Below are 20,594 nucleotides of genomic sequence, written 5' to 3' on the forward strand. Positions count from 1 at the left end.
TCCTTAACAAATGAAAAAGAAGTATCTTTTAGTTTTATTAATGTTCATTTCTTTAATCCTAATGCAAGCACAGGAAAACACGTTGCCTTACAGAGAAATACCTGATGATTCAGAAACCTACACGGCAGGAACTGTAGCGGCAAGAATGATTGATGGTTTGGGCTTTAGGTATTACTGGGCTACTGAAGGATTGACAACGGCCGATTTAAAATTTAAACCAAATTCGGAGGCCAGAACTTCTGGAGAGACCGTTGATCATATACTAGGACTTTCTCGTGTCATTGTTAATGCCACTCTTCAAAAAGCAAACACCAAAGTGGATGATTCTGGTCTAACATTTGAAGAAAAGCGCGAATTGACACTGAATAATTTGAAAAGAGCTGCAGATATCTTGAGGGATAGTGAAGATATTTCTAAGTTTCAAATTGATTTCGGAAGTCAAAAATTTCCTTTTTGGAATGCGGTTAATGGACCAATCGCTGATGGCATTTGGCATTGTGGCCAAATAGTTTCTTTCAGAAGAAGTTCAGGGAATCCATTTACTTCAAACGTGAGTTTGTTTTCTGGAAAGTTAAAAGAGTAATTGTTTTACTTATTAGTTTCTGTTTCTACAATTAATTGAACAATAGTTGTTCTAGCTTGCTGTAACCAAGTCCTTGTCAATTTATACATAAAAAGTTTGTCATCAATATGATTTTCAAACCTGGGATCTGAAAGTAAATGGGCATTGCTGGTTATGATTGTGGATTGTCGGTAATTGAAAAAATCTTCTTTGGAAGTGTCAACATTTCTCAAAGAGCCATTTTTCTTGAGATAACTTATTATTTCTTCTCCGGTTTTTTCGGTTCTTTGTTGTACTTCGGTCATTTCATTTTGCTGTCTAGACCATTTGTAAAGTAGAAGTTTTAAACGTTCGTTTTTTAGTTCAGCAATACTACCTGAATTGCTCAGATTGTTAAGGAGATAAGCGCTTGGTTTCCAGTTTGGAGATTTTAAAGCATCAGAAAGCCATATATTTAAAGAGTCTGAAGAATGATTGGTGTGGGGTTGTGAAAACATATCAAAAACCCGTTCCAATGAAGTAATAACTTGGTCAACTTCAATAGCAATGGAATCAAGATCTTTTAGGTTGTCTTCAAATTCACCTTGAAGATTTTGTAACAGAAGTTGTTCCTGTAAACCTGCTTTACGGTTTTCATTCCAATTGTTTATTTGAAGCGCAATCAAGATTCCGATAACCACTAATATAATTTCACCAATAGCATATCTGGAATATGCCATGAATCTGTTTTCTGAAGCAAGTTTTTTACGAATGTTTCTAAAGAGTTTTATCATTATTTCACTGCTTTAGATATTCTTCAATTGATATTACCAAATCCATAGCATATGATTTTGCAGTGGTGGCCCATATACAGTGATAATTTACCTCAAGAGCTAGGTACCTTAATTGGTTCTCAACATCTTTCTGTCCTTTTAATTTTTGCATTGGGTTTTCTAGATCAGATACGTCTAAAGTAAAAATGCCATAATTGTCCCTAAGAAATCGCGTGGTTTCATTAGCCCATTCCTCATGCTCTTCTATAGCATAACCTTCAAGGCGCTGACTTAAAAAACTGTAATAATCTCCTATTTTAGTTTTTAAGGTTTGATTTTGAATATTAGTAAAAGAGCCTGTTGAATAAAGTTCATTTATGACTGATTTGTTGAAAGAGGCACTTCCAAATCCACGACCAATCATTGAAAATGCCAAATAAGTAAATTCAGGGTTTAGAGAATCAGGGAAAGCCCCTTTCCAAACATTATTCATGGCATCATTTTTGGAAAAATCTATCCATTCTATTTCTGTAAAAGGTTGAGTGTTCAAATTTGAATGTTCCAAAATGTAGAAGAGTCCTTTTAGCCTTGTTTTGTTGAAAGTAATGCTTGATTGTAGGGATTCAATGTCATTGTTTAGAGCTTCTTTTAAGTTGCGTAAATAATTATTTGTTTCCTTATGTTCTATCCGATTTGCATTCCAATTGTTTATTTGAAGAGCGATTAAAATCCCTATAACTACAAGAATGATTTCACCAATGGCATATTTGGAATAAGCCATGAACTTATTTTTTGAGACTAGTTTTTTGCGGATATTTCCAAAGACCTTGATCATAACTTTTCAAAGTTTTGAAGTTCTTTTTTCAGAGAAAATGAAAACTCTTGAATGCTTAGGGCATATCTTAAAATAACTTCGGTGTAAGCTTTTTTCCAGTCTGACATGCGATGAAAATGATTGGTGAATTTGGTTGTGTCCACGTGACTCCAAATGGTATCACGTAGTTTTTTACCGCCATCAAAAAAATAATTTTCAAAAGGATAATAGGAATTGTTGGAATGAAGTATGTCAAAATACTTGTCAATAAAAAGTTCATTGGTTCTTTCAAAATCCTTTTGAACTTTAACTAGTAAAGTCATTGATTCCCTTAAATCTTTGGGATAGCTAATGCTGTTGTTGCCGATGAGATTGATTAAAGTGGTATTGTTAAAACTGTAGTCCGGTCTCACAAAAAACGGAAATTCATAACGGTACATTTTAATTATGGAATCATAATTTATTTCTGACGCTTGAAGGCGAGCCTGAAATGATTTAAGTACTGTGCTATCTCTTCTTAATTGGGTTATTAACCTATTTAAAAATAAACTGTCTTTTTCTATGTCATTGATGACAGAGATAGAGTAATCCTTTCTCAACTTGTTATTTTTTCGCCTTTCATTCCAGTTGTTTACCTGCAGAGCAATCAAAATACCAATGACAACAAGGATAATTTCACCAACAGCATATTTGAGATATTTACCTGTTTTGCCTTCACTAAGAAGATTTTTACGGATATTTCTAAAAAAACTATTCATGCCGGTCCAAAAAGTTTACAAGTGTCTGTGTTTCCTTTTTTATCTTCTGTAAGGAAGATATTAATTCATAATAGTTGCTATATTTCACTCCAATCAATCCGTTAAGTTCTGCGCCCAGGCTAGACAAGGTTGCTTTAGACCATATGCTATCAGCTAATTTTGATTTAGGGTCTATATGGCCTACATCTTTAAAAGGATAGGATCTGGTATATAAAATGGTGTTGTCCAAATAAATACTCACATCATTTGAAAAGCTTTGTAAATATTCATGTTGCAAAGCATCAAGGTTCAACAAAGTTTCCTGAACTTCTTTGGGGAGTAAGTTTATATTTCCAGTAGCTCTTAAACTATTAATGGTGTTGTTGTTAAAAGAAATACTAAGAGGTACCCAAGGATTAAATTCAAACCTAGCCATATGCACTAGAGTATCAAGAGTTAGATCATCATTTGACATTCTTCTTTTTAAGTCTCCTAATTTGGAACTATCTTGAACGGAATTTTCAATCACTTTTTTTAGGGCTATAAGATCTTTGTTCAAGTCAAATTTTAAGGCTTGCATGCTGATTTTAGCCGTTTTTTTTCCTTTATAGGTTTCATTCCAGTTGTTAATCTGTAATGCAATCAAGATTCCTATGACGACAAGAATGATTTCTCCAATAGCATATTTAAAGTAACGGGAGGTTTTGCCTTCATGTATGAGTGATCTTCTGATATTTCTAAAAAATTTAATCATAACTCATTGATCAATTGGGGGATAGGTGGTGTGTTAAAGATAATCAACATTATGGATTTAATTACTATTTGGATATTTGCTGCTTCTAAACTTAAAACTGGAAATAAATAAACTGTTCGCCACTACCTTGGGCAATAACTATTAAAAAGGTCATAATGGCCCAAACAACTCCTAAAACCCAAGGTGAAGTTTTAAGTGATAATTCTTTCATTGAGGAATTTCTCATAAACCAATGACATAGAAACATGATTAGAATAAGTGTGGTAACTTTTAGGATAGTAAAGGTTTCTAGAATTTTCTCTCCATCGGTTTGCATGTAGAACATAGATTTGATCATGTTCCAAGCAGTTTCAAATTTTCGAGCTCTAAAGAAAACCCAAGTAATGTTGACACAACTAAAAGTGATAAATGCCAAGAAGATGCCATTGTATTTAGTGATTTCAAAAGGCAGATACCTTCTTTGAAGTCGCTCCAAGATGAGGTAGGTACCATGGAGTCCACCCCATACCATAAACGTCCAAGCGGCTCCGTGCCAAAGTCCACCTAAAAGCATAGTAAGCATTAGGGCCACATATAAGCGGGTAATTCCGTGACGATTTCCTCCCAAGGGGATGTATAAATAATCCCGTAACCAACTGGATAGGGAGATATGCCAACGGCGCCACAAGTCTGAAAACCCAAGGGAAGCATATGGGTATTTGAAGTTGTCTGGTAAAATAATTCCCAACATCAGGGCAATACCAATGGCACAGGTAGAATAACCGGCAAAATCAAAAAAGATTTGTCCAGAAAAGGCAATGGTGCCTACCCAAGCATCAACTCCATGTAACAAGCTTTCACTGCCAAAGACTTGATCGGCGGTTTCCGACAATAATGTATCTGCCAAAACCACCTTTTGAAAAAGACCTATGGTAAGAAGAAACAAGCCCCAGATAAATTGGTTGGCAGTCGCTTTTTTCTCTTCATAAAATTGCGAAATCAACTCTTGGGCTCTCACAATAGGACCAGCAACCAATTGAGGAAAGAAGGTGACGTATAGCGCAAAATCCAAGAACGTTTTGGCTGGTTTTATTTTGTTTTTATAAATGTCTATGGTATATGACATGGTCTGAAAGGTGTAAAAAGAGATTCCCATGGGGAGTATGATATCCATAGGTTTTGCCTTAAAATCCAATCCAATTAAATTCATGAAATAAACAAAGTTTTCCAAAAGGAAATCTCCATATTTAAAGAATGCTAAAAAACCCAAATTAACAAGCAAACTGAGCATGAGCCAAAATTTGCGAGATTTGGTATTTGTGGTCTTAGACAATTTTTTACCTGCTGTCCAATCCACCACGGTTGAAATCCATAGTAATAAAATTAAGGGAGGATTCCACATGCCGTAAAACACATAGCTGGAAACGAGCAACATGGCTTTTTTACCTTTCCAGCTAAAAAGTGGAGCATAATAAAGTGCCAAAACAATGATTAAAAACAGAACGAAACTTAAAGAATTAAATAGCATGGTTAGTTGGTTTTAAGGTTAGTCAAGGCTCCATCATGTTCCATGATTTTGAGCATTTCAAGGGTGAAGTATTCAGCATCTTCTTTTGAAAGGTGCGATTCTTCAGGACAGGTTAATTCCTTTAATTGCGGATAATCTTCAAAGTGATAGGAGTCTACCTTGCTTAATTCGACCAATTGGTCCCAGAATTCGTTTCTTGGTAAGAATTTATTTTCTGCAGCCCGTAACCCACCGCTAGAGGGGCATCTCACTAATATGGCTTTACCTCCCTTAGCTTTAAATGCATCAAGATCTTTTAAGAAAAATTCGGTAGTTGATTTCTTGTCAGGTGGAGGAGCTAAACTTCCAAAGAATTTCCACACGCTGATCACTGAATTGGCAAAAGCGGTATCGGTTGCCGTCTTTTGAGCCATACTCATATTGCGATCTAAATTGACATCACCAAAGTAATAGAAAGGCGGCGCCGGGTCTTTTCCCAATCTACTTTTCAAGTGGATTCTTCTAAGTAATGATTTCAAATCAATATCATCATCCCATTCTTCTTCATCCGCAGACATGAAAACAAAATTCTGTTGCAGAGGGATGGAAAGTTGATAGTTCAACCATTGTGCATGGGTTTTATCGAAGTAATAATCTACCTTGTTTTGCCCTCTGGACCATGGAGAAGCCTTGGGATATGTTGTGGAAAAGAAGAGTCCAGGGGTGACACCAATAATGACCGTTCCTGTAAAATTGGTGTTATTTACCAAGTCATGAAAGGTTGGTAGGGGTGAGGTGCCTGGAATAGCAAGTTGAATGGGAGCCTTTCCATAGAAATTTTCAAAGGTTTTGACTTGAAAATCAAAATAAGCTCGGGAGGAGCCAAATATAACTATATTATTTTTTTGAGCATCATCAACTTTTTTACGATGTTCGCTCCAAAGGTCTTTGTCATCATTTAAAGTTGGATAATATCCTTTGGATCGCCAATACATTTCCCAAGCAGTAATTCCTGTTAAAAACAGAATTGTAGCTAAAATTAAAGAGCTTTTTAGATTCATAGTTGGTGAGGTTTAGTTAGTTGCTTTTTAAGGTGTCCATCTTTAATAAGTTGATTGACCATGTCTCTGGTGTAGACTTTGGCATCTTCCATATTGAGATGGGACCAGTCGGGTAAATAGTACTTGGACATGAATGGGTAGTCTTCAAAATGATAGCCGGGACAACCAGACATTTCAATGAATTTATCCCAAACCAAATCACGAGGGAGCATTCTTTTGGAATATTTGTTCCATCCTTCTTCGGCTTTATGTCGAATGAAAATGATTTTGCCTCCCCGTTTTTTAAACTTATCTATAAGGATTTTATATTCTTCAAATACCCTGGGAATTTCATCCTTGATGTCCTCGTAAACGGGTAAAGTAGGGATCACCTTATCCCATTCATCTGTAATTTCCTTTTGATAGAATTTGTTATCTGTAAGCCTAGGAAACATAAGGAGGTTTCTTTTTTCATCATTGTAGCCTATGTTTGGTAATTTAAATTCAAAATTGTCAACTCTGTGATCGTTAATGGAGATGGTGCCTATCAGGGATTTTAAATCTAGGTCGTTATAGGACTTAGCTTCAGAAGCAGATAGAAAGACAAAGGTTCGTTGTAAGGGTTTGGATAAGTTGAACCCTAATTTTTGAGCTGGAGTTCGGTTGTAATAGTGATCTACCCATAGGTTGGCGACTCGCATTCTGTCGTCCATACCAAAAATATCAAAGAAGGCAACCGGAGTAACTCCAATAATCAAAGTGCCATTAAATTCAGTATTGTTTACAATATCCTTAAAAAAGGGCTTAGGAGGTTTTCCATTGGCAGTCAAATGAATGGGTTGAATGCCCATTTCCTCCTTCCATGTCCACGTGTTGAAATTATAGCCTGTTCTGGAAGCACCTAGCAAAATAATATCTTGAGAGGTCGCTGTTTCTGCTTTAGCTCTTTCTTCGGCATAAAGGTTTCTGTCATCTTCCAAATAGGCTGTATAATAGTCGGTATTCGAGCGCCAATAAAGTTCCCAAGAAATGAGACTAATCAAGCTTAATGCTATGGCGATTAAAAGTGATTTCTTGAGATTCATAACGTCATCTTTTAAATTTTAAGGATATACCATAGGTTAATTTTCGCCATAACCATTCCATAGGACCATACTTGAAATAGGACAACCAAACCTTACTAAAAATCATTTGCAGGAAGAATATGGTAAAGGCAATAATCATAATCACCGTAAAGCCTAATTTCCCCGCCAAACCAAATCCTATTCCGTAAAAAATAGCAATAGAAATGATAGTCTGCGATAAATAGTTGGTGAGGGCCATTTTACCCACTGGTTGGAACCACTTCAATAAACCGGCACCTTTTTTTACCCAAAGCGCTATCCCAGCAGCATAGGCCATGGCTAACGGGACGGTCCCTAAAGCATAGTATAAAATCTTAAGAAATTCTTGTTCTTTATCACCATTACCATAAAATTCCAAACTAGCGCGTAGAAAGTTGAATGGTAGCCCTATAAGGAGTCCCCAAATGAGAACTTTTCTCAAAAATGATTTGTTATTGAGAAGCTCTTCGTTTAAAATTTTTCGTCCAGTCCAAAGCCCTATTAAGAATACGCCAAATACTTTAAACTCCCTACCTTCATCTAGTATTCGACCAATGCGCACAAAGCCTTTACCGAGACTCATTTTGAAATGATCAATTAAATTTGGGTTTTGTAAATAAGCTGGGAAGTTAGTTACCTCTCTACCATTCCACTCCATCGTGGGCATTCCAAAATGGTGAAAAATCACCAAACTTTGATCGAAAGCAATTCCTGGATAGTAGATGCCTGTTTCCTCCATAAAGACCCAATTGACAATTGGGAAGAAAATAAGAAGGGCCGCTAAAGAGAGGAGTGTTCTATTTTCCATTTTGATAAACCAAATTAGAATAAAACCTAACACGGCATAAAGAGTTAAAATGTCACCTGGCCAAAGCAAAAACAGATGAATGCATCCAATAGCCAATAACCAGAACATACGTTTTCTGAAAAAGGGAGGAAAAGGTTTGTTGTGATATGTTAAATTTTGAAACTGGATCACGCATCCAATCCCAAACAATAGAGAGAAAATGGAATAAAACTTTCCGTCAATTAGGGCATACATGATAAAATCAAGCGATTTATCAAATGCGAGATTGGCCCAACCAAATTGAAATTCTTCGGGAAAGAAGAAAATGCCTGAAAAGAAAGGGATGTTTGCAGTAAAAATAAATAATATGGCGATACCTCTTAAGATATCCAAATACACAATTCTATCTTCCTTGGAAATGGGTTTTACTATGTTATTTTCCTGATTCATGTTTTTTTGAGGATTGATTGAAAAATTCAATTGTTTCTAAATGTTTCTTAATTTTTATAAATCGGAAAGTCAAGAGTCCGAAAACAATGAAGGTTAATGTGAAAATGAAAATCAAAGGCCAAGAAAATTTTTCTTGAACCCATCCATATATAATAGCTCCGGCAGAAATTCCTAAGTTATTCATCATCATGAAAAGAGTGAATTGGGTTGCCGAGATTTTATTCCAGCTTAATTTCATAGATAAGGCTATGGCGGCAATATTATAAAGTGTTATAGATAAACTATACAGGATTACAAAACTGTAAATTATAAAGGTGCTGTCCCAATAGGAGGAAACCAAACTAAAGCTTAGTATCACGATGCTCATAAAGGTTAAGATGATGGCTATCATTTTTTTTGTTCCGAAGAGGTCAATGATTACACCGCCCGCAAACATGCCTATGAACCCTGCCATAATGGTAGCCAGAGAATAAACATTAGAAAATTCGGTATTTGTCCAACCTAAATTTTGAACGGTGAAAATAGGGAGCAAGGTTTCATATATTCCAGAAAATGTTCCTATAATGAACATGCTAATCGCTAAAAGGAAACTGGAGGGTAAAATAGTTACTTTGAAAAGGCTTTTAAGTAGATCCTTCCAATTTGTTGATTGTGCCTGAACTGCCGTTTCGTTGGGTTTTCCAGAAGTCCATGGAAATAACTTTTCTCCAGGGCGCTCCCTAATGAATAAAGGCACCATAATCAACAAAATTATGATGAAGGACATGAAAGTGATAGCGTTGGAAAAGCCGATAGTATTAATGAGAGCGGTTCCTCCTAGTAAGGCTAAAGATTGCCCAATGACTCGAGATCCCCACATGACGCCATTGGCTCTGGCTTGTTGGTTTAAAGGAATAACATCAACGGCCATTCCATCTATTCCAATGTCTTGCATAGCACCAAATAAAGACACAATGAAACCAAGGGTCATGAGCAGTCCTAATTCATTTAAAGGGTCTTTCACCATTCCAAACGCCAGAAATCCAAGAAAGAGACACGCTTGACTAAAAATAATCCATGGCCGCTTCCTCCCCATGGGTAACCAAGTGTAGCGGTCCATCAGAGGAGCCATAATTAGCTTAAAACTCCAAGGTAGCGTAACCATGGCAACATAACTGGCAATATCACTTGCGGCAATTCCATTCATGGCCAACCAAGCTGGTATGGCATAAAAAAGAACGCCTATTGGAATACCTTCACAAGCGTACAGAGCGGAGAAAACTAAATATCTTAAAACAGCATTTTCGGTGAGAACCCCCCTTTTTTTTAGTTGGTTTATCTCAATTTGTGCATCATGAGATTTCATTTGGATTGTTGTTCAAGCTCAAAACACACCATTCAAATTTTGTGAGGTTTAATGGGCTTAATTTATAGTTTGTCAGTTTGGAAATTTCAAAATAAAAGATAGAATCCCACGGAATACACCCTAGGATTCTAAAGGTTTTATAAATCTTAGATTAGTTGGACAAATCTGCCATTCTTTTATACAAATAAGACCAAGCGTCATCCAGACAGCCACGAAGTTTGTCTCTGGTTTCCAACATTTTTTTCTTGCCATGTTCCTTTTCGTAGACTTCCCAAACGCTGGCTTCGTCCATATCTAGGTCTGAGAATTTTTCATAAGGATTGCTGATAAAATAATCGGCGCCTTCAGGATCACCACCTATTACGCGATACCAATAGGCAGGTCTATTTTCACCTTGAGATACCATGGCAGCTCCAACATCGCTAACCACTTCAGCAAAAGCATTTGAGTTGTTCACTTTAAAATAAGTTACCCAAACTAAACCAGTATTGGCTAAACCTTCTGAACTACCCCAATCCGGGATGCTTCTGGCAATTGATGAATTAATTTTTTCAACATGCGGCATAATTAAATTCATAACCACATGGTAACATTCTTTATTGGCATCTTTTGGTGGAGCATCAAACTCAGCCCAATTTGCCATTCTACCGGTTATAATATAAACAGAACCCTCGCCTTGAATTCTTCGCCACATATTCCATTTATCTTCTCCGTTTTTTTCTAGGTAGCATTCTTTCCAGGCTTTTACACCTTGAATAAAACTGGCTTCTTCTCCTAATTTGACTGTAATTTCAGTGGCATCAAGGATAAATCCTTTGTTTTCTTGCGCCAAAAAGAGCATAGGCACAAAAAACAATACATACATTAATTTTTTCATTGGTTTTGGTTTTAAATTGATTAATAGAAATATATAGTACTTGCAGAGCAAGAATTTATTTGTCCTTAAATCAATTTAGGGCAACCAAATAACTAAAAATAGTGAAGGGGCATTCCGATAAAAATGGGGAATACTAGAAGTTTATTCTGTGGGAGAATACTTAAATGTACAAAAAAATATTTTAAAAAAAATAAAGGCAGCTAATTTAGCTGCCTTTCCCTATTAAAAATCTATTTCAATTTGATTTTTTATAATATCATCAAAGGTTTCCCTTTTTCTTATCAATTTGGCTTCGTTATTAGTCCATAAAACTTCAGCTGGACGGTATCTAGAGTTGTAGTTTGAAGCCATGGAATAACAATAGGCACCAGCATTTTTAAATGCTAATATATCACCTTCTGTTATTTCATTGATTCGTCTATTGTTTGCAAACGTATCTGTTTCGCATATATATCCAACGACACTGTAGAACCGTTCACGTCCATTAGGATTGGAAATGTTTACGATTTCATGTTGCGAACCATAAAGCATAGGTCTTATTAGGTGATTAAATCCAGAATCTATCTGCGCAAAAACCGTTGAGGTAGTTTGCTTAACCACATTTACTTTGGTTAAGAAGTAGCCACATTCACTCACCAAAAACTTACCGGGCTCAAAAGCCAGAGTAAGGTCTTTTCCATACTCTTTACAGAACTCATTGAATCTTTTAGTCAATTTTTTTCCAAATTCCTCAATGTTGGTTTCAATATCGCCCTCTTTGTAAGGCACCTTGAAACCAGACCCAAAGTCCATAAATTCCAATTGTTTGAAGTGTTTTGCCGTTTCAAACAAAATTTCACTGGCATAAAGGAATACATCAATATCCAAAATATCACTACCAGTGTGCATATGGATTCCATTGATTTTCATCTTGGTATTTTCAACAATTCTTAAGATGTGAGGAATTTGGTGAATAGAAATGCCAAATTTGCTATCAATATGTCCAACAGAAATATTGGTGTTTCCACCTGCCATGACATGTGGGTTGATTCTGATGCAAACGGGTGTGTCTGGGAACTTGGTTCCGAATTGTTCCAAAATGGAAAGGTTGTCAATATTGATTTGAACACCCATACTAGCGGCTTGTTCTATTTCTTCCAAAGAGACCCCGTTAGGCGTATAGATGATTTCTTTTGGTTCAAATCCTGCTGCAAGTCCGAGTCTTACTTCTTGTATGGAAACGGTATCCAAACCAGAACCTAAACTTTTCAATAATTTTAATACAGAAATATTTGAAAGCGCTTTACAGGCATAATTTACTTTTAAATGTTTGACCTTATTAAAAGCAGAGGTTAAGCGTTTGTACTGGGAAATGATTTTTTCGGCATCATAAACATAAACGGGACTTCCAAAGTCTTTTGCAATTTGTAATAAGGTATTTGCTTTCATATTGAAATTAAAAATAAATAAACTACAAAACTACATAAGTAATCTGGATTCGCATAAATAAAATGTTAGGTATCTATAAATTATTGAAGATATGTTATCACATTGATACAAACTTTAAAAATTATTGGTAAAATGGCATAGGATACTTACTTTTGTTTGACTTTAAATTTGACAAAACAAGATGAATTTACACGAATATCAAGGAAAAGAAATTTTAAGCAGTTTTGGTGTACGAGTTCAAAGAGGAATCGTTGCTCAAAATGCTCACGAAGCTGTAGCAGCAGCTAAGCAGTTAACTGAAGAAACAGGAACAGGTTGGCATGTTATTAAAGCTCAAATCCATGCTGGTGGTCGTGGTAAAGGTGGCGGTGTAAAATTGGCCAAAAACCTTAAAGAAGTTGAAGAATTAGCAGGTCAAATCATCGGAATGAACTTGATTACACCTCAAACTTCTGCAGAAGGTAAAAAAGTACATCAGGTTTTGGTTGCTGAGGATGTTTACTATCCTGGTGACAGTGAACCAAATGAATTCTATATGTCAGTACTTTTAAATCGTGCGACAGGAAAGAATATGATTATGTATTCAACCGAAGGTGGTATGGATATTGAAACGGTTGCAGAAGAAACGCCTCATTTGATATTTACAGAAGAAATTGATCCTTCAGTAGGATTGTTACCATTCCAAGCAAGAAGAATTGCTTTCAATTTAGGACTTTCTGGAAATGCTTTTAAAGAAATGACCAAGTTCGTTTCGGCGCTTTACACGGCTTACGTGAAATCAGATTCTTCTTTGTTTGAAATCAACCCAGTTTTAAAAACAAGTGATGATAAAATTTTAGCTGTTGATGCTAAAGTAACTATAGATGATAATGCGCTTTACAGACATAAGGATTATGTAAACCTTAGGGATTTACGTGAAGAAAATCCTATTGAAGTAGAGGCTAAGGAAGTCGGATTAAATTATGTTGACTTAGACGGAAACGTTGGGTGTATGGTGAACGGAGCTGGTCTAGCAATGGCAACCATGGACTTGATTAAGCAAGCTGGTGGAGAGCCTGCTAACTTCCTTGATGTTGGAGGAACAGCTGATGCTGCCAGAGTAGAGGCTGCTTTCAAAATTATTTTGAAAGATCCGAACGTGAAGGCTATTTTGATTAATATTTTTGGAGGTATTGTACGTTGTGACCGTGTGGCACAAGGTGTTATAGATGCTTATAAAAATATGGGAACTATCAATGTGCCAATTATTGTTCGTTTACAAGGTACCAATGCCGATGTTGCTAAAGAATTAATTGATAATTCAGGATTGGATGTGTTAAGTGCAACCCAATTCCAAGAAGCAGCAGACAAGGTTCAGGAAGTATTGGCTTAATGGTCAATAAAGGATATAGATTTAAAAGCTCCCAATTTGGGAGCTTTTTTGTTAATTTCTGTAATAGTTTACGCTATTTTTTATTTTTTCAGCTAAATCAAGATTAAAGCCGATAAATAAATTATTTAAAAGAAAACCTCCGGATTCAGATATACATAATTCTTCTGTTGTTTCGTCTGAATAAAATACTTTAAGGTTAAACTTTATTTGGTCATCAAAATTGTTTTTTACTTCACTTGATTTTTTTATAAAACTATCAATATTTCTTGTTAGTTCGTTTTTCATAATCTTGTCATTAAAACTATAATGTTTAAACAAATCAGTTTTAATATTTTCACAATTTATTTGTATAGTAAAACTTACATCTCTTTTTATATAATAGACATCAATACACTCAATATTTTGAGACTGAATTGTGCTTAAATAAAAAAATAGAATTAACGATTTGATAGTGTATTTCATTTAATCATTTGGTTTTTATTTATCTATAAACCTTTTATTGTAGAATAACCTTGCTGATATTCATTAATCTTATAAGTTCATTTCTATTAGATTACTCGATGCCGGTCAAATCCATTCGTGTGGTTTCAGTAAAAAACCTTTTCCAAAATAACGAAATACTAAACAACATCCAAAATTGGAGAATCCCATCAAAGATGAGCAACAACTAGGCTTTTTTTATTCATATTTAACGCAACCTTTTGATGCTTCAAGCATCTAATTATTAAAACTATTATCTATGAAACCAACTTCCGTATTTTTGATTTTAATAAGTATTCTTTTATTATCCTGTAATGATAGTGATGACTGTTGTGTGACCCCTCCAGATAACTTTGAAGGTAATAAATTGGCTTATCTCAAAGTGGATTATACGACCAATCAATTTCAAGGAGGAATGGTTTTTTCCTTTGGAGGTGATCAACCTGATACCTTCGCTATTTCTTCTGATTATCATGCACCTGGTGATTTTGGAAGTGTTCAATTATACTATACACCTTTGAACGAATTGATTTTTGATGGGACTATTATTTGGATGGGATTGGGAGAAATGCAATTTCCAGAAAGCTTGATGTCTGCAAATTCATTTGAAACCATTTCCCAGCCGGTTTCCATTCCGGATGAAACTTTGTTGGAACCAGTTATGTATGATGAATATGCCTATTACCCAGAAGATATTGACTATACTTCTATTTGGGAAAATATTGATAACCTAAATCTTGTTAAGAATTTTAGGGACAGCAATCCAGAATCTTCAGTAAAATTCTTTCTTTATACGCCAAGTGTCGGAGTAGGTAATCCCGAAGATTGGTACTGGTTGGTGCTCCTGAAAAATTAATCAAATTGAGAAGCCATGAGCCAAAGGTAGGCTTCCAAAAATTGATGGTTCCACATCGTTTTGTCATTTATGCCACCTTCAACTACTTTGTTGTGGATGTTATTTTTATGAACACCTTTTCTTTCTAGGAGGGATACCATTCGTATTTGGTTTGCTATTAAATCCTCTTTGTTATTAGTTCCTGCTAGAAAATAGAATCTTGAGGTGTCTGGTATATCCATTTCTTGTACATATTCATAAATAGATTCACTAAACCAAAATGATGGTGAAAAAACACCTGCATTTCCAAAGGTTTCAGGATTTCTAATAACAGCATAGAAGGAAAACAAACCACCAACAGTTGATCCCCAAATAGTCGTATGTTTCGCATTTGGTTTAGTTCTATAGGTTGCATCAATTTTTGGCTTCAGCGTGTTTTTTATAAAATCAATATAGGCATCTCCATTTCCGCCGCCATAAGAATCATTTTTAAAAGGGGTTAATTCTGCCAGCCGCTTCTTTTTAGCATTTTCAATTCCTATAATAATACTTTGAGGATGATCAAGTGAGTCTAAAATTTTATCGATAGCCCATTCTTCCTTATTGCCTTTTTTAGTGCTGAAAAGGTTTTGACCCTCTGGCATATAAATTACAGGGTATGCATTTTTAGTGGTTTGATAAGATTCTGGAATATAAACCCAAATTTTTTTGGAAACCTTGAGCTCTGGTGAGTAAATCTTTAATAAATCAATTTGTTGATTATCAGTATTTTGAGCATTGGTTAAAAGGCAGAAACTTAAAGATATAAAAAGGAGAAAAGAGTTGAATCTCATGATTTTCAGAAGATTACGATTGACAAAAGTTCAAATTATTCGATAAAATGTCAATTATTTTTCGACAAGTTACAAATTCTTGCCGATTATAAAATGGGGCTTCTCCTTATCTTTACATAGTCTAATTAATCCAATTCCTCACATGATAAATCGGGTAGAAAAACTAAGCCTCTTATCTGAAATGATTTCGTTTGCCAAAGGCGATCAGGAATTAAAACCTATTGAGTATAATTTTTTGTTGTCTATTGCGAAGCAACTGGATATTTGCCGTGAGGATTTTGACTATCTAATAGAGAATCCTATTAATTATATCCATCTTAATTCGCATAGCGAACGTATTGTGCAATTTCATAGGTTGGTTTTATTGATGAATATTGACAACGAAAAGGACCCTAAGGAAATTTTACGATTGTACAATTATGGTTTGAGAATGGGTTTAAGCCATGAAAGTATCTCTCGTGTTCTATATTTAATGGAGAGTTTCCCTAACAAAATTGTTCCGCCAGATGTTCTTATAGACATTTTCAAGGTGCAATACAATTAATCCTGTTTGAGCTTATCCAGTTGATCTTGATAAGCTTTTATTTTATCCCTGAATTTAGCGGCTTCCAAAAAGTCTAAAGATTTGGCTGCATGTTCCATGTGTTTTCTATTTTCACGTACCAGTTTTTCTAAATTTTTTTTGGATAAATAATCATTTTCCGGTTCTGCTGCTTGGGCAACTTCGCTTTCATATTGATATGTCTTTAATCCAGACTTGGCCAAGGCACTGTCGATACCTTTTTTAAGAGGCGTAGGTGTTATGTTATTTGCGGTATTGTAATTTATTTGTTTTTCGCGTCTGTAATTGGTCTCGTCAATAGTTCGTTGCATGCTATTGGTAATTTTATCAGCATACATAATGGCTTTACCATTGATATTTCTTGCAGCACGACCAACAGTTTGTGTTAAGGATCTTTCTGATCTCAAAAAGCCCTCCTTATCAGCATCCAAAATGGCGACTAACGATACCTCTGGTAAGTCAAGCCCCTCTCTTAAAAGGTTGACGCCAACCAAAACATCAAATAACCCTTTCCTTAAATCTTGCATAATTTCGACCCGCTCTAAGGTGTCTACATCACTGTGAATATACCTTACCCGTATTTGAATTCGTGCTAGATACTTGGTAAGTTCTTCGGCCATACGTTTTGTCAGGGTAGTGACCAATGTTCGCTCATCTTTTTCAACACGTTGTTGGATCTCTTCAATTAGGTCATCAATTTGGTTTAAGCTAGGTCTTACTTCAATAATAGGATCCAATAAGCCAGTGGGTCTAATCACTTGCTCCACATAAATACCTCCAGATTTTTTTAGTTCATAATCTGCTGGCGTAGCACTTACGTAAATAACCTGATTTTGTAAAGCTTCAAATTCTTCAAACTTCAAAGGACGGTTATCCATTGCTGCTGGAAGTCTGAAACCGTATTCCACCAAATTCTCCTTTCTGCTACGGTCACCGCCGTACATGGCATGAACTTGAGAAATCGTCACGTGGCTTTCATCAACAACCATTAAATAATCATCGGGGAAATAATCCAACAAACAGAAAGGTCTGGTTCCTGGCTTTCTGCCATCTAGATACCTAGAATAATTTTCAATTCCCGAACAGTATCCCAATTCCCGAATCATTTCCAAATCAAATTCGGTTCGCTCCTTTAATCGTTTGGCTTCAAGATGTTTGCCAATATCCTTAAAATAATCGTGTTGTTTTACCAAGTCATCCTGTATGTCCTTAATGGCATTTTGAAGTACTTCAGGAGAGGTTACAAACATATTAGCTGGATAAATATTGAGTCTTTCATAATGTTCAATAACCTGATTTGTTTGCACATCAAAGGCCTCAATATCTTCTATCTCATCTCCAAAAAAATGGATTCTGAAAGCATTATCAGCATAACCGGGAAAGACGTCAACCGTGTCTCCCTTTATTCTGAAATTTCCGTTGTTAAATTCGGCTTCAGTTCTTGAGTACAGACTTTGAACAAGTTGGTGCAATAGTTTGGTTCTTGAAATGACTTGATCACGTTCAATGGTAATCACGTTTTTTTGAAATTCAACAGGGTTACCGATACCATATAAACAAGATACCGATGCGACAACCAAAACATCTCTTCTTCCTGAAAGTAAGGACGAAGTGGTACTCAGTCTCAACTTTTCTATTTCTTCATTTATAGATAAATCTTTTTCTATATAGGTTCCCGTAACTGGAATGTAAGCCTCTGGTTGGTAATAGTCGTAATAGGATACAAAATACTCAACGGCATTATCTGGAAAAAACTGTTTAAACTCTGAGTAAAGTTGGGCCGCCAAAGTTTTGTTATGAGCTAAAACCAAGGTAGGTTTCTGAACATTTTCTACGACATTGGCAATGCTAAATGTTTTACCAGAACCAGTCACACCCAAAAGGGTTTGGTATTTTTCATCAGAATCTATTCCCTCTGTTAATTGCCTGATGGCTTGGGGTTGATCTCCAGTTGGTTTAAATTCAGATTTGACTTGAAATTTCATAGGTTCAATGTAATAGAATTATCGAATCAATGCAAAATGTCCCAGATATACTTTTCCATTTGGTAAAGTCGCTTTATACCAATAATCATTACTGGGCATTAATTGATTTTCATAGAAACCACTCCAACCAGCATCGTTCCCAAGAAGTGTTGTTAACAGTTTTCCGTAGCGGTCAAATATTTGAATGGTCATGCCATAAAATTCGGGACTTACACCATAAGGATTCCAGGTGTCGTTTTCACCATCGCCATTGGGGGTGAAAAATTTCGGGAACCCCAGAATAGCCACTTCTTCGGTAACCGTGCCACAGCCATCCAAGTTTAGAACTTGAACGGTATGAAATCCAGCTGGAACGTTGAAAAAAATATGAGACAGCTGGAATTGGCCGCCATCCAACCCAAATAAATAATCTCCATTACCAGTAACGTTGACAGTTAAGGTGCTAGGAGCATCCGTGGTTTGTATGTTCTCAATTTGAGCTGGTTCTGATGCTAGAACATCAAAATTCCTGATGGCTGAACAACCGTAAAGATTGGTAGCCAAAACACTGTAGGTTCCTACCTGATTGATTTCAATATTGGGTGTGTCAAAACCTAAAGGCATTCCATTTAAGGTCCATTCATAGGTAAGTGGAGCGGCATTATTAGGATTGGCAGAAAGTGTTATGGTTTCGGGATAAAAGTTTGTACAATATTTTATTTCTTCGTCGGGAGGTAAAACAGGGTTCTCATAAACCTGTAATATCAACTCAGCAATACTGTAACACATACTGTTGTTATCAATCCTTACATAAATGGTTTGGTAATAGGCTTGCTCGTTGGTATAGATCGAAGGCAATGAATTTACACTGAGTTCGGCATCTTCCAGTGAATAGAAATAGGAGACTTGCGAACCATTTGGTGCAAGGGCTTGAATTTCAGTTGTGTAAGCACTTAAGTTAAAATCGGCAAAGCCATCATTGGGACTTTCATCACATTGTGTGAGGGCCTCTAAATCCAAATCATTTTGAGAGACATCCAACGTTATTTCAGCAATTGCAAAACATCCAAAAGTGTTTTCGACTCTTGCGTAAACCACTTCGGAAAGTGACGAATTGTTATAGTTTGTCATGTTTTCTATAGGAGAATCCTCTTCTTGTGCCTGTTCCAGGCTATTGTAAAACCCCGAAATGAATTGGTCATTGTTTGTGATCACCATTTCTTCGGCAGTGAGTAAATTGTAGGTGCTCAATCCATCACCGTTGAAATCACAATTAACCAAGTTTGCATTAGTTGGGTTGGGATTCTCAGAATACTCAATAGTAATTTCACCATAGGAAATGCAATTGTTTTCTAAGTTAACTTCAACATGATATGTTCCTGCTTCTGTCACTTCATATTCTGTACAATTAAGACATGGGATAGTAGGGATGGGGTCTCCTTCTTTGTACCACAAGTAAGAAGCACCGTTGGATGGTTCTACGCTTAGGATTAATGACTCGCCTTCGCAAAGTGGATTGCCTGTTGATATTAATCTATCGGGGCCTAAATCGGATCCAAGTTGAAAGCTACCCGCTTCTAAAAATACTGCTGAGTCATATCGGTAGTTTTGTTCATCAGCGATCACCAACTTAACATGATACGTTTGATTCGGGATGACATTGGCTTCTGCCGTCAAAATGCTTGTTTGTCCATTAAAGTTTATAGGTGCAGATGGACCGTTCCAACTACCAAAATATTCTTCATTGATTGTGTTACATCCTCCTGGAATGCCAGAATGAACTGTAGTAACCTTAACCGGCGTTTGCGTGTTGGGGACTAAAGCAATATTGGTGTATTGTTGTTGGTCTGCTGGTCTGATTAAAAACCCGAATAGGTCTGAATATTGACAGGTGTTGCTATTACCTTCTTGATATTCTTCTGAAGCAAAAATGTATCTGAATTTTATTTGGTCTGCTACAGAAACAAAATCAAATTCCAGAATGGTGGCATTGGTTGTATTTGATTCGTCCAAAATATTTTCCAAATCTTGATCTCCACCCCAATTGGGTGCATCATCGTCACTTAAGGTGGTATTGGGACCTGGGACATTTTGAAGCCTTCCAGTACTTAGAACGAGACCACTATCAAATGGAAAACTGGATCCGTTGGCTTCAAAATAACCATAACTTTGATCGGAACCTCCAAAATTACCACCTACCACATTGGTTACTACAATATCAGTAATACAATCACTATTGATAAGAATATTTTCAATGAGTTGTTGTGGGGTATAGGTTTGGCTATCCACAGTTACATTTTGTGACAAGCTCTTTATGGAAAAAAAAATAAAGAATGCTAAAAAGTAGTTCTTCATTAGGGAAAATTATGGGGCAAAGATAGCCATAATTAATAGCCAAACAGGTATAAAAATC

General features: G+C 36.0%; 19 protein-coding genes. 4 read left to right on the plus strand and 15 right to left on the minus strand.

All coding sequences use genetic code 11. The features are described from left to right. The first annotated feature begins 10 nt into the window (after positions 1-10). Positions 11-583 (plus strand): DinB family protein, encoded by a 573-nt coding sequence (locus LOK78_RS15535; protein WP_232395819.1) that lies wholly within the window; start codon positions 11-13, stop codon positions 581-583. A gap of 5 nt (positions 584-588) precedes the next feature. On the opposite strand, the gene LOK78_RS15540 is transcribed toward LOK78_RS15535, so the two are convergent. The 11 genes from LOK78_RS15540 to lysA all read right to left on the minus strand — a co-directional run bounded on the left by LOK78_RS15540 (position 589) and on the right by lysA (position 12,135). After that, positions 589-1,335 (minus strand): DUF6090 family protein, encoded by a 747-nt coding sequence (locus LOK78_RS15540; RefSeq protein WP_232635541.1) that lies wholly within the window; start codon positions 1,333-1,335, stop codon positions 589-591. Positions 1,336-1,339: 4 nt separating this feature from the next. Continuing rightward, positions 1,340-2,095: a DUF6090 family protein gene (locus LOK78_RS15545; protein WP_232635542.1), complete on the minus strand. Its 756-nt coding sequence runs from the start codon at positions 2,093-2,095 to the stop codon at positions 1,340-1,342. Positions 2,096-2,145: 50 nt separating this feature from the next. After that, on the minus strand, positions 2,146-2,886 hold the full coding sequence (locus LOK78_RS15550) for a DUF6090 family protein (protein ID WP_232635543.1): 741 nt from the start codon (positions 2,884-2,886) through the stop codon (positions 2,146-2,148). Continuing rightward, positions 2,879-3,619: a DUF6090 family protein gene (locus LOK78_RS15555; RefSeq protein ID WP_232635544.1), complete on the minus strand. Its 741-nt coding sequence runs from the start codon at positions 3,617-3,619 to the stop codon at positions 2,879-2,881. Before LOK78_RS15555 ends, LOK78_RS15550 begins: the two co-directional genes overlap by 8 nt. Positions 3,620-3,710: 91 nt before the next feature. After that, positions 3,711-5,126, minus strand: coding sequence for an MBOAT family O-acyltransferase (locus tag LOK78_RS15560; RefSeq protein WP_053971576.1), 1,416 nt, complete (start codon positions 5,124-5,126; stop codon positions 3,711-3,713). 2 nt (positions 5,127-5,128) lie between these two features. Then, positions 5,129-6,166, minus strand: a complete 1,038-nt coding sequence (locus LOK78_RS15565) for a hypothetical protein (RefSeq protein WP_232635545.1) — start codon at positions 6,164-6,166, stop codon at positions 5,129-5,131. Next, positions 6,163-7,230 carry a hypothetical protein gene (locus tag LOK78_RS15570; protein WP_232635546.1) on the minus strand — a complete coding sequence of 356 codons (1,068 nt, stop codon included), beginning with the start codon at positions 7,228-7,230 and terminating at the stop codon, positions 6,163-6,165. The genes LOK78_RS15565 and LOK78_RS15570 overlap by 4 nt, the downstream gene beginning before the upstream one ends. Before the next feature lie 4 nt (positions 7,231-7,234). After that, complete coding sequence (locus LOK78_RS15575) at positions 7,235-8,485, minus strand: DUF418 domain-containing protein (protein WP_232635547.1); 1,251 nt, start codon at positions 8,483-8,485, stop codon at positions 7,235-7,237. Then, on the minus strand, positions 8,469-9,830 hold the full coding sequence (locus LOK78_RS15580; protein WP_232635548.1) for an MFS transporter: 1,362 nt from the start codon (positions 9,828-9,830) through the stop codon (positions 8,469-8,471). The genes LOK78_RS15575 and LOK78_RS15580 overlap by 17 nt, the downstream gene beginning before the upstream one ends. A 151-nt stretch (positions 9,831-9,981) precedes the next feature. Beyond that, positions 9,982-10,707, minus strand: coding sequence for a hypothetical protein (locus LOK78_RS15585; RefSeq protein ID WP_232635549.1), 726 nt, complete (start codon positions 10,705-10,707; stop codon positions 9,982-9,984). A 222-nt stretch (positions 10,708-10,929) separates the two neighbouring features. After that, positions 10,930-12,135 (minus strand): diaminopimelate decarboxylase, encoded by a 1,206-nt coding sequence (gene lysA, locus LOK78_RS15590; RefSeq protein WP_232635550.1) that lies wholly within the window; start codon positions 12,133-12,135, stop codon positions 10,930-10,932. A gap of 181 nt (positions 12,136-12,316) precedes the next feature. Between lysA and sucC the strand changes: the two genes are divergently transcribed. Further along, a complete protein-coding gene (gene sucC, locus LOK78_RS15595; RefSeq protein WP_053971583.1) occupies positions 12,317-13,507 on the plus strand; it encodes an ADP-forming succinate--CoA ligase subunit beta in 1,191 nt (396 codons plus the stop codon). Positions 13,508-13,558: 51 nt separating this feature from the next. Here sucC and LOK78_RS15600 read toward each other — a convergent pair whose 3' ends face one another. Beyond that, on the minus strand, positions 13,559-13,969 hold the full coding sequence (locus tag LOK78_RS15600) for a hypothetical protein (protein ID WP_232405917.1): 411 nt from the start codon (positions 13,967-13,969) through the stop codon (positions 13,559-13,561). 277 nt (positions 13,970-14,246) lie between these two features. Between LOK78_RS15600 and LOK78_RS15605 the strand changes: the two genes are divergently transcribed. Then, the gene (locus LOK78_RS15605; RefSeq protein WP_232635551.1) at positions 14,247-14,843 is read left to right on the plus strand and encodes a hypothetical protein; all 597 of its coding nucleotides are present in this window, start codon (positions 14,247-14,249) and stop codon (positions 14,841-14,843) included. On the opposite strand, the gene LOK78_RS15610 is transcribed toward LOK78_RS15605, so the two are convergent. Next, a complete protein-coding gene (locus tag LOK78_RS15610) occupies positions 14,840-15,655 on the minus strand; it encodes an alpha/beta hydrolase (protein ID WP_232635552.1) in 816 nt (271 codons plus the stop codon). The genes LOK78_RS15605 and LOK78_RS15610 overlap by 4 nt on opposite strands. 142 nt (positions 15,656-15,797) lie before the next feature. Here LOK78_RS15610 and LOK78_RS15615 point away from each other — a divergent pair, with 142 nt between their 5' ends. After that, positions 15,798-16,199, plus strand: a complete 402-nt coding sequence (locus tag LOK78_RS15615) for a hypothetical protein (protein ID WP_053971586.1) — start codon at positions 15,798-15,800, stop codon at positions 16,197-16,199. Here LOK78_RS15615 and uvrB read toward each other — a convergent pair. Then, on the minus strand, positions 16,196-18,202 hold the full coding sequence (uvrB, locus tag LOK78_RS15620; RefSeq protein ID WP_232635553.1) for an excinuclease ABC subunit UvrB: 2,007 nt from the start codon (positions 18,200-18,202) through the stop codon (positions 16,196-16,198). The genes LOK78_RS15615 and uvrB overlap by 4 nt on opposite strands. Positions 18,203-18,220: 18 nt before the next feature. Further along, complete coding sequence (locus LOK78_RS15625) at positions 18,221-20,536, minus strand: T9SS type B sorting domain-containing protein (protein WP_232635554.1); 2,316 nt, start codon at positions 20,534-20,536, stop codon at positions 18,221-18,223. Positions 20,537-20,594: the final 58 nt, after the last annotated feature.

The organism is Mangrovimonas futianensis, from assembly GCF_021245805.1.
Lineage (GTDB): Bacteria > Bacteroidota > Bacteroidia > Flavobacteriales > Flavobacteriaceae > Mangrovimonas > Mangrovimonas futianensis.